Here is a 15996-nt window from a genome sequence, read left to right on the forward strand (position 1 = left end):
ACGCCAATGGCCACGTTACTTGATGGAAAACGGGTCTGGGCAGAAAAGAATCTGAACCAGATTTAATCTGACAGACACCTGTATAAATAACCGGTAACTGTCAGATCAGGTCTGAGCTAGTACACTTTATCATCACGGGCTGCGCCAGCAGGGCGTGTTCCCCACTCGCTTCAGGCATCGTCTGATTTTATCCCCCGCTAATAAAGCACGGTGCCGCCCCGCTAAAATCATGCGGCGCTAAAAGACATTGCCAGACAGGCGGCCGCAAATCATTCAGCCTTTCGTCTGATGGGAGAGAAGCCCGATCCGCGTCCAGCCCCGTCTGTGCTCGCCCCGGCAGACGGATTTACCCAATCCCCGCTTAATGGCTCTTCGCCAGTGCCCAACCTCTTCTTACTGTTCCTGTTGCAGCAATTGCGCTAACTGCGCCTGCAAGTCATTGACGCGTCGCTCCAGCGTGGCGACGCGCGCGGCTAAATCATTATCGGTTTCTGTGTCAGGCTGAGCTTCTGTCATTTCACCACCAAACAGATGCATAAAACGATTTTCGCGCTTGCCGGGCTCGCGTGACAAACGCAGCACCATCGCGCCCTCTTCGCGCTCAGTTAACCGTTCCAGCGTGTGTTCTACCTCGGAAACATCAGCAAACTCGTGCAGGCGACCACTACGGGTACGCAATTCCCCAGGCGTTTGCGCACCACGCAGAAACAGTAAGGTCAAAATCGCGACTTCAGCGCTGTTTAATTGCAGCTGACCAAAGGCTGAATTACAGAAGCGCTGCTCATATTTCGCAACGCGCTGACCAAAGCCGTTATTCGAGGTGACCAGATGTTTTTTTACCAGTTGATCGAGCTGTTCCTGCACCTCGCCCTCGGAGAGATTCATCACCGGCTCGCGGTTAGACTTTTGATTACAGGCGGTGACGACACCATTCAGAGAAAGAGGATACTGTTCTGGCGTCGTTACCTGTTTCTCCATCAGGCAACCCAACACGCGCAGCGCTGGCGCGGATAAAGCCATCTTCATATATAATTCCTCATTATTATCCACGCCGATCTGGCGTCCATTCCTTGCTGGTTAGCGCCGTCAGCACATGGTCTTGCCAACGCCCGTCAATCAATAAATAGTCTTTGGCATACCCCTCTTTTTCAAAGCCCAGCCGAGCCAGTAAATTGCCGCTACGCTGATTGTGCGGCATGTAATTGGCCATGATGCGATGAATATGTTGTTGACGCTGCATATAGCGAATGGCGGCCTGCAATGCTTCAAACATGAAACCCTGCCCTTGCCATTTCTCGCCAAGCGAATAGCCAAGATAGCAGGCATGAAATGAACCGCGCAGCACGTTGCTGAAATTCGCCACGCCACGGACTTCCGTTTCATCAACATCCATCAAAATAAAATAGAAGGCCGACCCTTGTTTGTGCATATCGGTAATAAGCCCGAGACGGGCTTGCCAGCCCGAAGGGTAGCAATGACTTTCATCACGTACTGGTTCCCACGGCTTGAGAAAGGTGCGGTTTTCCGCGTAATAATCCGCTAATCGCCACGCGTCGCGTTCGTGTATCAGACGTACCACCAACCGATCGGTGGCCAATCGCACCTTTGGCGCGGCAGAACGATAGCTAAACATCTGGACTCCTGAAAGACGTGGCTGAAAAGGATAAGCATTTAACGTTTCACTTCACTATAACCGCCGCCTGGGCTGCGGTAAAACGTTACGACTGATCCAGCCGCAAACACCTTGATTTAACACCGTAAACGCGGCCTGGAGCTGCTGTTCGTGTTGGGGTAGCAATCCCCCATCGCAGGCAGCCGGGTTTGCCCCCTACGCTAATCTCTTCCATACTTCCCGCAAGTCCGAAAACAGAGCGAATCATTTTCGCTCTGTTAAACAAAGGAGATCGGGATGAAGCTATATATCTATGACCATTGCCCTTTCTGCGTCAAAGCACGCATGATTTTCGGCCTGAAAAATATCCCCGTTGAACTCATTGTGATGCTTAACGATGACGAAACGACGCCGGATAAACTGGTTGGCCAGAAAATGGCGCCGATCCTGCAAAAACAAGATGGAAGCGCGATGCCGGAGAGTATGGATATTGTGCGCTTTATTGATAAGCAGGATGGCGAACCGCTGATTACTGGCAAAACAAACCCAGCAATTAGTGACTGGCTTCGTCATATTAATGGCTATGTGAATAAACTGCTGTTACCACGCATTGCTGAAGCGCCTTTTGCTGAGTTCGCAACGCCGGAAGCGCGTGAATATTTCCGCGCTAAAAAGCAGGCCAGTACAGGCGACTTTGAAGAGCTTAAGCGCCATGCCCCAGGCTTTATCAAAAATGTCAGTGATGATTTACGCCAGCTGGACAAGCTGATTGTTAAACCCAATGCGGTTAATGGTGAATTATCGGACGATGATATTAATCTGTTCCCGCTGTTGCGCTCCCTGACGCTGGTCAGCGGTATTGAATGGCCCAGCCGTGTCGCCGATTACCGCGATAATATGGCTAAACAAACCCAGGTTAATTTGCTCTCTTCTATTGCCCGCTAAATCTGACCTGATGAGAAGCGTGACAGCGTTTCTCATCCCTTCCCTGGTGACACTCGCTCTGCATTCAGGCACGCTATGCGTTGCTTTCGCGCACTGATAATCTGGATGAGGATGGCATGAAGAAGGTCGTTTCGGGGCTTATCGCTCTGTTTTTAGCCGTAATGTTGAGCGGCTGTAATCAACTTACGCAGTACACTATTAGCGAGCAGGAAATTAACCAGGCGCTACAAAAACACAATAACTACGCAAAAGATGTCGGCGTTGCCGGCCTGATTAATGCGCATATTGTTCTGAACAACCTCAGCAGCCAAATCGGCCGTGAAGAACCGGGGAAAATCACGCTATCGGGTGAGGCAAAAATTAATGTGAGTTCGCTTTTTGGACCGCAGCAGGCCGATATGCAGCTGAAAATGAAAGCGCAACCGTATTTCGATCAACACCAAGGCGCAATCTACCTGCGCGATCTTGAAATTGTGGACGCGCAGGTGCAACCGGAAAAAATGGCATCCGTCATGAAAACCCTGACACCGTATCTGAACCAGTCGCTGAAAAGCTATTTCGATCAGAAACCCGCTTATATACTGAGTGAAGACCGTAGCAAAGCTGAGTCGCTGGCGAAAAAGTTTGCCAAAGGACTTGAAGTGAAACCTGGCCAGCTCATTATTCCCTTCACCCATTAATCACTACACCGCGCCGCCTGGCGCGGTTTTCTTTTCTTCTGCGCAAAAACCAGGTGCAAACGGTTGCCTGAAACCTTATGCTTAGACCCCGGCCTAAACGTGCCTTTCGTTTCCTTACTGCCGGAGCCTCATTGATGACTGCACAACCTCAGCAACTTACCATCCGCCGCCCAGACGACTGGCATATCCATCTGCGTGATGACGAGATGCTCAACACCGTCTTGCCTTATACCAGCGCGGTAAATGCTCGTGCCATCGTGATGCCAAATCTGGTGCCGCCAGTCACCAGCGTGGCGGCAGCGGAAGCTTATCGCGACCGCATTCTGGCGGCATTACCCGCCGATCATGTTTTTACCCCTTTAATGACCTGCTATTTAACCGATTCGCTGGACCCGGATGAGATCGAGCGCGGTTTTACAGCAGGTTTATTCACCGCTGCCAAACTGTATCCAGCGCATGCCACCACCAACTCCAGTCACGGCGTGACGAATATCGCCTCAATCGCCAGCGTGCTGGAGCGTATGCAGAAACTGGCTATGCCGCTGCTGGTTCATGGCGAAGTAACCGATGCGCATATTGATATTTTTGATCGCGAAGCGCGCTTTATCGAAACGGTAATGGAGCCGCTGCGTAAGCAGTTCCCTGAATTAAAAGTGGTAATGGAACACATCACCACTAAAGAGGCGGCGGAATATGTCGAAGCGGCTGATGAAAAGCTTGGCGCAACCCTTACACCTCAGCATTTGATGTTCAACCGCAATCACATGCTGGTAGGCGGTATTCGTCCACATCTTTATTGCCTGCCGATTTTAAAGCGCAACGTGCATCAGGATGCTCTGCGTAAAGTCGTTGCCAGCGGTCATCCACGCTTTTTCCTTGGTACTGACACCGCGCCACATTTACAGCATTTAAAAGAAGCCAGCTGCGGTTGTGCCGGTGTATTTAATGCTCCGACATCGCTGTCTGCTTACGCCACCGTTTTTGAAGAACTGGATGCCTTGCAGCATTTTGAAGCTTTTTGTTCTGAGAATGGACCACGCTTTTATGGCCTGCCGCTTAATGAAGGCACCCTTACACTGGTACGTGAGCCGTGGACAGTAGAAACTAAAATCGAAATGGGCGCACATACCCTGATTCCTTTCCTGGCCGGTGAAACGTTAAACTGGCGCGTTAAAGTGTAATATCGCTTGCCTCCAGAGGGTTGTTACTGCAAATATATACAGTATATTTTCTGGAGGCCTTTATGCGTATCGACATTACCGTTGCCAGAACCCAACCTCTTCCTCCTGGCGCACTGGATGCCCTAAGCCAGGAGCTTGCACGCCGCATTGATGAGCAATTCCCTGATGCTGTTCATCACATCAAGGTGCGTTATGCCTCTACCGGTCAACTTAGCGTATTAGGTGGCGGCAAAGAGACACGTGACCAAATCAGCGATATTTTGCAGCAAACCTGGGAAAGCGCTGATGACTGGTTTATGACCGATTAACCGCCACTGTGCTGTTTTTCGCCGGGCTTCGCCGCCCGGTTTTTTTCTGTTTTTCCGCTCTCGCCATAACCCCTTCCTGCAACTAGACTCTGATTGATCAATCCCCTATCCTTGCGCTCGTCATGCTTAACAGGAGGTGCGACAACATGAATACTGAAAAACCGGAAGAGGCGATGACGTTTGGTGAGCTGTTGACGCTCATTGGCGAGCAGCAACGTCGCCTGACCGTGCTGGAAAATGCTTTCTCCAGCCTGATTTTCTGCCTGGACGATCGCGCCAGTCAGCTACTGGTGCATAATCTGTCACTGGAAGCGCAAAATCAAAATCATGATGAACAACTGCAGCAGCACTTTGCCCGACTGGTGGAGACGTTACAAAAACGCAACGGTGGGCCAACACCTGAAACGCTGGCTTAATGACAGCCTTATGTCATTTTGCAATTTATAAAACAGCCGCTTTGACATTTTAATTTATGCTTTAAAATGCCTGTTTCATCAGGCATTTTATTTTTCTCTTTCATGCTTTTTTAAAGTAATTGTCCGAGTCACCGGCGCTTCACGCAATTTTTAGTCAGTAAAAGGCTATTTTACTGTTATAATTGTTCCGCTACTGGAATAAAAAAGCCGCATTGAACCTCATCAAGCACTTCGTTTAACGAGTAATAAGGAGGTTATAATGGACAGAAATAAAGATGTGATTCAGACCCATTCACTGGTGGGTTGGGACATCAGTACCGTTGACAGCTACGATGCCATGATGATCCGCCTGCACTCGCTCTCATCGCAAGAGCAAAAAGAAGAAGAAGCAGACGTTGGCCCTACTTACTGGCTGACAACGGATGTGGCAAGGCAGTTCATTTCTATCCTTGAAGCGGGCATCGCCAAGATAGAATCTGCCGAGCAGGTAGAACGACTCCTTAAGAAACATTAATTCCTGCCACATCAAGAGGCGCCCCACGGGGTGCCTTTTTCGTTTCTGTTTCTGGTATGCTTTTGATCGTGTGACCTTTTCAGGAGTTTCGTCTCAATGATTTATGATCTTATTGTGGTGGGTAGCGGCTCTATTGGCGCAGCGGCAGGGTTTTACGCAACGCAAGCCGGCTTGTCGGTATTGATGATCGACAGCAGCCATCCACCGCACAACCAGGGCACGCATCACGGCGATAGTCGCCTGATTCGCCACGCGTATGGTGAAGGCGAGCGCTATGTGCCGCTGGTGCTGAGGGCGCAAACGCTTTGGGACGAGCTGGAACAGCAGGCAGGTGAACGCATTATGCACCGGAGCGGTGTACTTAACCTGGCCCCTCTGCAATCGGATTTTATTAATAACGTGATCGAGAGTGCCAAAACCTGGCAACTGAATGTTCAGGTGATGCAGGCTGATGAAGTGCGTAAGCGCTGGCCGCAGTTAAACGTACCCGATGGGTATCTCGGCGTGTTTGAACCTCAATCGGGTTATTTAAAATGCGAGCAAGCGGTGCGTAGCTATATTCATCTGGCTGAACAAGCGGGCTGCGCGCAATTATTTAATTGTCCAGTCAGCGAGATAGGTTATGACGGTGATTTACAGCAGGTCACGACGCTGGACGGCACGTTCCGTTCACGCAAAATATTAATCAGCGCAGGGACATGGGTAAGCACACTGATCCCAGGTTTACCGGTGACGCCAACACGTAAAGTTTTCGCCTGGTATCAGGCTGATGGGCGTTACAGTGAAAACAATCAGTTTCCCGGCTTTACCGTTGAGATGGAAAACGGTAGTCAGTTCTACGGTTTTCCTGCCGATAATAATGCATTAAAAGTCGGGCGCCACGATGGCGGGCAGCCAATGCAACAACCGGGCGATCGCAAACCTTTCGGCAGCGTAGCGGCGGATGGCAGCGAAGCATTTGGATTCTTACGTCAGTTTTTGCCGGGCGTTGGCGTTTGCCTGCACGGTGAAGCCTGTAGTTATGATTTCAGTCCCGATGAAGATTTTATTATTGATACCTTACCTGGCGATCAGAATCGCTTAGTGATGACCGGCTTAAGCGGGCACGGTTTTAAATTTGCCAGCGTTTTAGGTGAATTAGCCGCTGAATTTGCCCAGAATAAGCCCTTCTCATTTGATCTCACGCCCTTTTCACTGTCGCGTTTTTCTTCGTAACCCGCAGGCGACCTTAAAATTACGGTCGCCGTTTAACATTAACTGACGTATTTAAAAACCCCGCTTTGCTTTTTTCGGGCTGCTTTCGTCCGTAACGTTAATTTTTATCCTGGTTTATTTACCGCTCAGTTAATTACGCCAGCGTTGCTCAATAAAATGCCGCAAAATAGGCTTAATAATTTATAAATTTTACCTTAAATGGTGACTGCAGGCGGCTAACGCTGGAAGTGTATCTGTTGGGTAAAGGCAAAGATCTATGGAGCGGCTAGAGCGTGAAGCGAAAGGCAAAATGGCGTGGAGAGTTTTCAATATTAGCCACAATCTGGACCCAGCCTCACAAAAATTTCAGCTATTGACCGGGGTTGAAGACGCTCATCGGGAAAAATATGACCGCCTGAAGTGAGCCTCCAGGCGGTCTGGATTATTCCTTAAACGGCGCTGGAATGGTCATGTTCAGCAGTCCACGCGACTTATTGAACACTTTATTGCCATTTTCACGACCGGCACGACGTGCGCGCTGCTCTTCAGGCGAGAGTTTTGCTTCTTCCTGACATAGCGGGCTACAGCAGTTTTCATACTTTACTGCACAGCCCGGACACTGAATAAACAGCAAATGGCAGCCGTCGTTTACGCAATTCACATGCGTATCACAGGATGCTCCACATTGATGACAATGTGACAGCACATCATCTGAAATGCGCTCTCCCATACGTTCGTCAAAAACAAAGTTCTTACCTTTGAAACGTACCGGTAAGCCTTGCTCACGTGCACGGCGGGCATATTCGATGATACCGCCTTCGATATGATAAACATCTTCGAAGCCGTTATGACGCATCCACGCACTGGCCTTTTCACAGCGAATACCGCCGGTGCAGTACATGACAATTTTCTTATCTTTTTGATCCTGCAACATATCAATAGCCATCGGCAACTGATCGCGGAAGGTGTCAGCAGGCACTTCCATCGCGTTGTCAAAATGTCCGACTTCATATTCGTAGTGGTTACGCATATCGACAAATACGGCGTCAGGATCGTCCAGCATGGCGTTCACATCAGCCGCTTTTAAGTAGCTGCCGACGTTGCTGGCATCGAAAGTAGGATCTTCAATACCATCCGCTACAATACGGTCACGTACTTTCAGTCGCAGCACCCAAAAAGATTTGCCATCGTCGTCCAGCGCCACGTTCATACGCAGGTTATTCAAGGCAGCGTCAAAACCGTAAAGGAATGACTTCATCTTTTCATACAGGCTGGCAGGCACGCTGATCTGTGCATTAATCCCTTCATGGGCAACATAAACGCGACCAAAAACGTTAAGTCCGGTTAACCCCTGATAAAGCGCATCACGAAAGGCTTTTGGATCGGCAATATGGAAGTACTTATAGAAAGAGACAGTGGTGCGCGGTTCGGTTTCAGCCAACATACGCGCCTTCAGCTCTTTATTGGAAACAAGGTTGTGTAACACTGGCATGGTGTTCGTTCCTGTCATCAATAGAAGAAATTTAGCGCGCACATGATACCTGAAATCCTCAGGATGCAAAGAGCATACGGAAAATTGATCTCAATTCATGACAAATGTGTGTTTCGTCTGCAATGCTTAGCAGCGTGCTACAACTGCTCGTAATATTTCAGCCCAACGCAAAAACTGGCACAATAGGAAAAATCAACGAGATAACGGCACCATAAGGTGCGTGACGCAGGATAATGACATCCACATGACCCAATTGCCTCAATTTTCGCGTGAACTTCTTCATCCCCGCTACTGGTTAACCTGGCTGGGGGTTATTTTTCTTTACATTTTAGTGCTACTTCCTTATCCGCTTCTCTATGTTTTAGGTTGTGGAATGGGTCGTATTGGCATGCGATTTATGAAGCGTCGCGTCAATATTGCACGGCGAAATCTGGAACTCTGCTTCCCGCAGATGCCCGTAAACGATCGTGAAGCGATGGTAAAGCATAATTTTGAATCGGTTGGAATGGGATTAATCGAAACCGGGATGGCGTGGTTTTGGCCAGACTGGCGTATCAACAAATGGCATAAGCCGTCTGGGCTTGAGCACATCCAGCAGGCACGCGACACGCATCGTGGCGTGCTATTAATTGGTATGCATTTTCTGACATTAGAAATTGGTGCCCGTATGTTTGGCATTCATAATCCCGGCATTGGGGTTTATCGTCCAAATGACAATAAGCTTATTGACTGGTTACAGGTACATGGCCGCATGCGTTCAAATAAAAGTATGCTGGATCGAAAAGATCTCAAGGGCATGATTCGGGCCCTGAAAGGCGGTGATATTATCTGGTACGCACCAGACCATGACTATGGTCCACGTAGCAGCGTGTTCGTACCTTTTTTTGCTGTTGAGAATGCCGCGACTACGGTGGGTACACATATGTTGATACGTACCAGTAAACCTGCGGTGATCCCTTTTGTTCCGCGCCGTTTGCCCGAAGGACGAGGTTATGAATTAATGATTCTGCCGGATGTCAGCGAACAATTTTCCCTTGAAAGTGATGCTGATACCGCAATGCATATGAATAAAGTGGTAGAAGAAGGCGTTTTATTAGCGCCAGAGCAATATATGTGGCTGCATCGTCGTTTCAAAACCAGACCGGAAAACGAACCGCCGCGTTATTAATGGCTAACAGATAAGGAAGGGGAAATGACACCCCTTCCGTCTCATAAAACCGGTCCACTATTTTCCCTGGTTTCTTCTTTTCTATTGTTGCTTTATACAGGCCAGTATTAACTGGAGTCTGACTCAGAGAACAAGGGAAAATAGTTTATATTTACTCATCTATAATGCAGGCATTTTCAAACCCGGTTAATGATCTCTTAACTATTTTTAACCAGAAACCGCCATCGCCCCGTTTATACGCTTCTTACGCATTAGAAATTAATGTATCGCATTTTCTTTAAATGGATCTGATTTTCTTCTTTTCCAGGCATATTCCTATTTAATGATGTTTAATTCTTTGCTAGCGCTTATCAGTGTAAAAAAATTAACTTATTTTACAAGGCATTGTCTTAAACAGAAGACCACATATTACTTTTTCATTTATTTTATGGATTTTATATATTCTTATGGAATTTGAATAACCCATTCTTTACCGGTAGTTTCAACCGTGACAGTTAGCTAATTAACTGCGTGTCTAAAAAATTAAAAAGGTTACCCACAGCAAATATCCTGCAGGAATATAATATGAATAAAGGTATCTACTATTACGTGACAATCAGCCCGGTTCAGGAAGGTTATCACTATTTACATCGGAAAGAGTGCGAGCGCATGCCAGACAAGGAAGAGGTAGTTTTCATTGGCACTCTGTATAATTTGAATCAGGCGTTATCGATCGCCAGAATAAACTTCAAAAAGGTTAAACCTTGTATAAAATGCTGCATTCGCTATTCAGCGCCAGTAATTCACGAATCCGTGCGCCCGGTATTACATTTTCCACAAAAAATGCAGTGAAGCTACATTCGGCGGGAATGACTGGTTTTCTCGCCGCTTAGCTTATTCGCTTCCCGACACCACTCTGCCTTTTCTGATGTTATGGAACAGTCCACCCGCTAAAGGAATGAACGCATTTCCACCCGACTCTACCGGGAATATACCTGCATAAGTTATCAGGTGATATTCTCTAAAAATCCCGATAAAGATGAAGGGTTAAAAAGAGGATTACTTTAGCTGCGTGTCATTAAAGCCATAACAGACCGGATGCCGTGATGTCAGAGAGTTAAAATTATCTTCCCTGTGCTGTTTTTATAAATCGACTCAATCCTGCTTTCAGGAAACATGCAACATTGGTAATCGTCAGGTCTGAAAAGCAAAATGCTAACCGCCACCTGAATAATTTTTTGATATTTAAATCATCTAAAAAACAATAAATCATGCCTTCATCAGGGATTCTCTTCATTTATTTAAAGTGGGTTAAGATATTCCTTATTTTCTTTGGTGGTTTCTGGCTCTTATTCTCACCAGACATCCGTCCGCCAGGCACAGAGCAGACCCTGTAACACCCTGGGATAGCGTGCAATATTCACAGACATTGCTTTCACAGCCGCTTTAACGGTCTCTTTGATAGCATCCAGATCTTTAGCGATACCGTAAACTGCTGATTCATGTTTACAAAAATGAATTAATTTTTTTCATTGCCTTCGGTTTACCGCTCTTATTATTCGACTATCCTTGCTAATTAAACATGACTAAGCAAGGAGAAAAGGTATGTCATTATATTCAACGCTGGAAGAAGCCATTGAGGCAGCACGTGAAGAATATCTCGCCAGTCACCCTGAAGTTGACGAAGCGGATGCCTCGGTAAGCCAGTTTGGCCTGCAGAAATACGTCATGCAGGACGGCGATATTATGTGGCAGGCTGAATTCTTTGAAGAAGAAGGTGAAGCTGGCGAGTGCCTGCCATTTCGCAGCGGTGAAGCGGCGCAAGCCATCTTTGAGAGTGACTTCGACGAAATCGAATTACGTCAGGAATGGCTGGCAGAAAATACGCTACATGAGTGGGACGAAGGGGAATTTCAACTGGAACCGCCGCTGGACTCGGAAGAAGGCGAAGCAGCGGCAGAAGAATGGGAAGACGATAATAGCGATTCGGATCGCAGCTACTCGTAAGGCCCGTGGCTGGCATCGACAGGCAACAATAATGTATCCAGTACCAGCGACAGCGGCAGGTCGATAATGGTCAATACACGCCAGGCGCTGTCGCGCATATCCCACTGTACGCCGGGATAATATTGATTACCGTGTCCCTGACCGGGCACGGTACGACTAATAATGCTGCCGCAACCGCTTAGAAATACGATCGACACGGTTAACGCACTTAATTTTAAGAAACGATTCACAACTTTTACTCACAATGGACTGACGTTATTTTAGCCAGCCGCGAACAGAAGTTACACCCGGTTTTTCACGGTATAATGTAAAGTTCACGTTAAGTTGCCGTCTTTTCAAATTTCAGACAAAAAAAAGCGGCATCTCTGCCGCTTGTTTGATTTAGCCGTTTTGTAGCAACGCCTGCGGATTCAGTTTCAGCTTTTGATAGCTTTCAACCCACTGATGATACTTCTCACCGTTTTCCCATAAACGCGTATGGACGCGTGCCAGCACAACGGGATCGCTAATCAGCTGCAAGCGCTGCTCACGATTCAGTTTTTCTGGCGCATCGCTTAACGCATGCTCAACGCGGCGATCGCGGGCATGTTCCAGCAGCTGGCTTTGCTTATGACGGGACGTTGCCAGCGCTGTTGCCAGCGCGTTAAATGCCGGATGGAATAGCGCATGCATAAAGCCATTTTCCAGCACGCGTTCACGGTTGAGTTTCAGATACAAATCAGTATCCAGCAGCTCTTTCGGCGGTTCGTATTCTTCTGGAATCAGGAATAATTTGGCATTTTTACTCTTAATACCCAGCGTTGTACGACTCGACATCACCGAGACAAACGGCGACAGAATCAGTGAGAACACGATCGGTGACAACCACCACAGGAAGTTGAGATCCAGCCAACCCATGCCTGCTGCCCAGACAATCCCCAACGCCATCTGTGAACCGTGACGTTTGAAGGCTTCGCTCCACGGCGTAGCATCGTCATCACGCTGCGGTGAATTCCATACTACCTCCCAGCCGAGAAAAGCGCTGACCACAAACACGGTGTGGAACAGCATACGGACGGGGGCCAGCAGTACCGAGAACAGCATTTCCAGCAACAGTGACAGGAACAGGCGGAATGCGCCACCGTAAGGTTTTGCGCCTTTGCACCAAATCAATACCACGCTCAGTAACTTCGGCAGGAATAACAGCACCAGCGTGGTCGAGAACAGCGCAATCGCCAGTTCAGGACGCCATTGCGGCCACACCGGGAAGAGTTGCCGTGGTTGCAGGAAGTAGGTTGGCTCCATCAGCGTATGCACCACCTGCAAGGCGGTAGACAGCGCCAGGAACAAGAACCACAGCGGTGCAGACAGGTAAGACATCACCCCGGTCAGGAAGACCGCGCGGTGAACCGGATGCATCCCTTTCACCAGGAACAGACGGAAATTCATCAGGTTTCCGTGGCACCAACGGCGGTCACGCTTCAGTTCATCTAACAGGTTTGGCGGCAATTCTTCATAGGAACCCGGCAGGTCGTAAGCAATCCACACCCCCCATCCGGCACGGCGCATCAGCGCTGCTTCAACGAAGTCATGCGACAAAATCGACCCGGCAAACGAACCTTCTCCCGGTAACGGGGCTAACGCGCAATGTTCGATAAATGGCTTCACGCGAATGATGGCGTTGTGGCCCCAGTAATGCGATTCACCCAACTGCCAGAAGTGCAAACCGGCGGTAAACAGCGGACCGTAGACCCGGGTAGCAAACTGTTGGCAGCGCGCATAGAGCGTGTCCATACCCGATGCTTTTGGCGACGACTGGATAATACCGGCGTTAGGGTTCGCATCCATCATACGTACCAGACCGGTAAGACATTCGCCGCTCATAACGCTGTCGGCGTCCAGCACCACCATATAGCTGTAGTTGCTGCCCCAGCGGCGACAAAAGTCGTCAATATTACCGCTTTTACGTTTCACGCGACGGCGACGGCGGCGATAGAAAATTTTTCCGGCGCCTCCAACGTCACGTACCAGCTCCATCCAGGCTTTCTGCTCAGCAATGGCAATATCGGCATCGTAGCTGTCACTCAGAATGTAAACATCAAAGTGCTCGGCGTTGCCGGTGCGAACGACCGATTCCCAGGTCGCCCGCAAACCGGCGAATACGCGCTCAACATCCTCATTACAGATAGGCATGATCAGCGCAGTACGATGTTCGGGGTTGAGCGGCTCATCGCCTACCGTTGAGTAGGAAATACTGTATTTGTCGCGCCCAATCAGCAGCTGCAAGAAGCCCATTAAGGCAGTCCAGAAACCGGCAGAAACCCAACAGAACAAGATGGCGAACAGGAAGAGAATGCCCGTTTGCAGCACGTAAGGCAGAATCTGCATTACCGATTGCTGCCAGTTCTGGTTGATCATTTCCATCGGATCAAGCAGCGTCCAGCCCTGATACGGCAGAATGGTTTTCATGTACCAGGTGGCGACAACAGTCTGGAAGATAGTCAGAATCAGCAAGGTGTAGCGACGCATCGAACCGACATGACGCCACTTCTCTTCCGCGCGTTGCTCATCGGCATTTGCATAGCGCGGCACGGATTTTTGTCCACGCAGCGAAGACCAGGCACGAACCAGCGGGTTTGTACGCCAGGCTTCGGGAAACATCAGCGAGCGCGTTACTTTCGGCATTGCCTTCAGTGTGGTGCGATCGAGATAATCTTTGCCAAGCTGCTGACCATCGGCGAGTGACTCTGGCCAGGCCATTTTCACGCGCGACGAAACGGATTTCAGCGGCGCATCATCGGGACGATCGCTGGCAGCCACATCCTGGCCCAGTGATTCGTGTATGAAGTGAAACGCGCCGGCATTTTGCAGCGACGCGCTTAAACGGGCTTTTCCTGCCGCATCCAGCGGCAGGGATTCCACATAATTTTGAGGTGTAAAAGTCAATTTATTCATTGGCAGGTAGCTGATAGCTCCAGGTTTCCGTCAATGTTTTGTCGCCGCTAACCAGCGCCGCACGCATTTCGGTTGGCTGCTTGTTATCTTTCACTCGCAGACGCAACACCAGACGCCAGCCTTTCGTGACCGGGTTGTAGCGCACGCTCTGTTCAACGACATCTGCGTTTTTCCCCACACTGACCTGCGGCGCAACCTGGCTGTTTTCCGGCATCTGACTCATCGCTTTACCCACGAAATCGATTGTAAAGGCGATACTGCCATCCGGTTGACGCACCAGGTTAGACTGCTTCACATCGCCCGCTGAACGCAGGGTATCTTTTACCCATGCCGTGTCGTCGGAATGCAGCTGACTTTCGTCACGCGTGAAGTGCAACCGGTATTTAAAGTTCATCTCTTTGCCCGGATCAGGCAGATGTTCTGGGGTCCAGAAGGCTACGATATTGTCGTTGGTTTCATCCGCTGTAGGGATTTCAACCAGTTCCACCCGGCCTTTACCCCAGTCGCCTAACGGTTCAACCCAGCCGCTTGGACGCAGATCGTAACGATCGTCGAGATCCTGATAAGCGCTGAAGTCACGGCTACGTTGCAGCAGACCGAAACCTTTCGGGCTTTCAATAGTGTAAGTGCTCACCGCCAGATGACGCGGATTATTCAGCGGACGCCAAATCCATTCGCCGTTGCCGTTATGGATGGACAGGCCATCCGAGTCGTGCAGCGCAGGGCGGAAATTATTGACGGGCGAGGGCTGATTCGTCCCAAACAGGAACATACTGGTCAGCGGCGCGATGCCGAGTTTGCCCACTTTATCGCGCAGATAAACCTTCGACTGCACGTCAACGGTAGACTCTTTGCCCGGATGGATCACAAAGCGATAAGCACCCGCTGCGCGAGGCGAATCCAGCAAGGCATAAATCACTAACTGCTTATCCTGCGGCTTTGGACGTTCAATCCAGAACGACTTAAAGCGTGGAAACTCTTCGCCGGAAGGCAGCGCGGTATCGATCGCCAGACCGCGCGCCGACAAACCATAAACCTGACCCGCACCAATAACGCGGAAATAGCTGGCGCCGAGAAAACTGCTGATCTCGTCATCTTTCCCTGGGGTATTCAAAGGATAGAGAACTTTAAAACCGGCAAAACCCAGGTTTTTAACCGAGTCGGCATCATGTTTCACATTACCGAAATTAAAATAATCGGGACTGTATTTGATTTCGCGCACCGAGCTGGCGGTGACTTCATTAATTTGCACCGGCGTATCGAAATACATACCCTGGTGATAAAATTCCAGCTTGAACGGCGTACGCAATTTACCCCAATACGCTTTGTCGTGGTTAAACTGGATCTGCTGGTAATCATCAAATTTCATTTCACGAAATTGAGAGGGTAAATTGCTTTTAGGCGCTTCGAAGCTTTTCCCTGCTAACGCTTTGGCTTGTTTGGCCACATCATCGATGCTAAACGCCCAGCTGTTATTGGCGTATAGCGCCAGCAGAACTGCGGCACCTATCCAGCGTACCTTCATCAGTCCTGCTTTATTTTTCTCTTTAGTCAGCACATCTCCCC

17 protein-coding genes are annotated in these 15996 nt (G+C 49.2%); 11 read left to right on the forward strand and 6 right to left on the reverse strand.

Annotation, left to right across the window (positions count from 1 at the left end):
* Positions 1–393 precede the first annotated feature (393 nt).
* Positions 394–1026: a YceH family protein gene (locus QRY16_RS12285; RefSeq protein ID WP_289776777.1), complete on the reverse strand. Its 633-nt coding sequence runs from the start codon at positions 1024–1026 to the stop codon at positions 394–396.
* 16 nt (positions 1027–1042) lie between these two features.
* Positions 1043–1633 carry a ribosomal protein S5-alanine N-acetyltransferase gene (rimJ, locus tag QRY16_RS12290; protein ID WP_289776778.1) on the reverse strand — a complete coding sequence of 197 codons (591 nt, stop codon included), beginning with the start codon at positions 1631–1633 and terminating at the stop codon, positions 1043–1045.
* Positions 1634–1909: 276 nt separating this feature from the next.
* Here rimJ and grxB point away from each other — a divergent pair, with 276 nt between their 5' ends.
* The 8 genes from grxB (at position 1910) to QRY16_RS12330 (ending at position 7274) form a co-directional block, all read left to right on the forward strand.
* A complete protein-coding gene (gene grxB, locus QRY16_RS12295) occupies positions 1910–2557 on the forward strand; it encodes a glutaredoxin 2 (RefSeq protein ID WP_289776779.1) in 648 nt (215 codons plus the stop codon).
* Positions 2558–2673: 116 nt separating this feature from the next.
* Positions 2674–3237: a lipoprotein gene (locus tag QRY16_RS12300; RefSeq protein WP_289776780.1), complete on the forward strand. Its 564-nt coding sequence runs from the start codon at positions 2674–2676 to the stop codon at positions 3235–3237.
* A gap of 134 nt (positions 3238–3371) precedes the next feature.
* Positions 3372–4418 (forward strand): dihydroorotase, encoded by a 1047-nt coding sequence (pyrC, locus tag QRY16_RS12305; RefSeq protein ID WP_289776781.1) that lies wholly within the window; start codon positions 3372–3374, stop codon positions 4416–4418.
* 62 nt (positions 4419–4480) lie between these two features.
* On the forward strand, positions 4481–4726 hold the full coding sequence (dinI, locus tag QRY16_RS12310) for a DNA damage-inducible protein I (protein ID WP_289776782.1): 246 nt from the start codon (positions 4481–4483) through the stop codon (positions 4724–4726).
* Positions 4727–4872: 146 nt separating this feature from the next.
* Positions 4873–5142 carry a hypothetical protein gene (locus QRY16_RS12315; protein ID WP_289776783.1) on the forward strand — a complete coding sequence of 90 codons (270 nt, stop codon included), beginning with the start codon at positions 4873–4875 and terminating at the stop codon, positions 5140–5142.
* Positions 5143–5401: 259 nt separating this feature from the next.
* Positions 5402–5656, forward strand: a complete 255-nt coding sequence (gene bssS / locus QRY16_RS12320; protein ID WP_193405483.1) for a biofilm formation regulator BssS — start codon at positions 5402–5404, stop codon at positions 5654–5656.
* A 96-nt stretch (positions 5657–5752) separates the two neighbouring features.
* On the forward strand, positions 5753–6871 hold the full coding sequence (solA, locus tag QRY16_RS12325; protein ID WP_289776784.1) for an N-methyl-L-tryptophan oxidase: 1119 nt from the start codon (positions 5753–5755) through the stop codon (positions 6869–6871).
* Between the two features lie 256 nt (positions 6872–7127).
* Positions 7128–7274 (forward strand): hypothetical protein, encoded by a 147-nt coding sequence (locus QRY16_RS12330; protein ID WP_289776785.1) that lies wholly within the window; start codon positions 7128–7130, stop codon positions 7272–7274.
* Between the two features lie 18 nt (positions 7275–7292).
* Here the strand turns inward: QRY16_RS12330 and trhO are convergent, their stop codons facing one another.
* Positions 7293–8342 (reverse strand): oxygen-dependent tRNA uridine(34) hydroxylase TrhO, encoded by a 1050-nt coding sequence (gene trhO / locus QRY16_RS12335; RefSeq protein ID WP_289776786.1) that lies wholly within the window; start codon positions 8340–8342, stop codon positions 7293–7295.
* A gap of 244 nt (positions 8343–8586) precedes the next feature.
* Here trhO and QRY16_RS12340 point away from each other — a divergent pair, with 244 nt between their 5' ends.
* The 3 genes from QRY16_RS12340 (at position 8587) to QRY16_RS12350 (ending at position 11496) form a co-directional block, all read left to right on the forward strand.
* Positions 8587–9510, forward strand: coding sequence for a Kdo(2)-lipid IV(A) acyltransferase (locus QRY16_RS12340; RefSeq protein WP_289776787.1), 924 nt, complete (start codon positions 8587–8589; stop codon positions 9508–9510).
* Between the two features lie 564 nt (positions 9511–10074).
* On the forward strand, positions 10075–10341 hold the full coding sequence (locus QRY16_RS12345) for a hypothetical protein (protein WP_289776788.1): 267 nt from the start codon (positions 10075–10077) through the stop codon (positions 10339–10341).
* Between the two features lie 753 nt (positions 10342–11094).
* On the forward strand, positions 11095–11496 hold the full coding sequence (locus tag QRY16_RS12350) for a MysB family protein (protein WP_289776789.1): 402 nt from the start codon (positions 11095–11097) through the stop codon (positions 11494–11496).
* Here QRY16_RS12350 and QRY16_RS12355 read toward each other — a convergent pair.
* The 3 genes from QRY16_RS12355 to QRY16_RS12365 form a co-directional block, all read right to left on the reverse strand.
* Positions 11487–11693 (reverse strand): YceK/YidQ family lipoprotein, encoded by a 207-nt coding sequence (locus tag QRY16_RS12355; RefSeq protein ID WP_419776130.1) that lies wholly within the window; start codon positions 11691–11693, stop codon positions 11487–11489. The two genes, QRY16_RS12350 and QRY16_RS12355, sit on opposite strands and share 10 nt — an antisense overlap.
* Before the next feature lie 184 nt (positions 11694–11877).
* Positions 11878–14430 carry a glucans biosynthesis glucosyltransferase MdoH gene (gene mdoH / locus QRY16_RS12360; RefSeq protein WP_289776791.1) on the reverse strand — a complete coding sequence of 851 codons (2553 nt, stop codon included), beginning with the start codon at positions 14428–14430 and terminating at the stop codon, positions 11878–11880.
* The gene (locus QRY16_RS12365; protein ID WP_289776833.1) at positions 14423–15958 is read right to left on the reverse strand and encodes a glucan biosynthesis protein G; all 1536 of its coding nucleotides are present in this window, start codon (positions 15956–15958) and stop codon (positions 14423–14425) included. The genes mdoH and QRY16_RS12365 overlap by 8 nt, the downstream gene beginning before the upstream one ends.
* Between the last annotated feature and the right edge of the window lie 38 nt (positions 15959–15996).

This window comes from Mixta mediterraneensis, from assembly GCF_030283135.1.
GTDB classification, from domain to species: domain Bacteria; phylum Pseudomonadota; class Gammaproteobacteria; order Enterobacterales; family Enterobacteriaceae; genus Pantoea; species Pantoea mediterraneensis.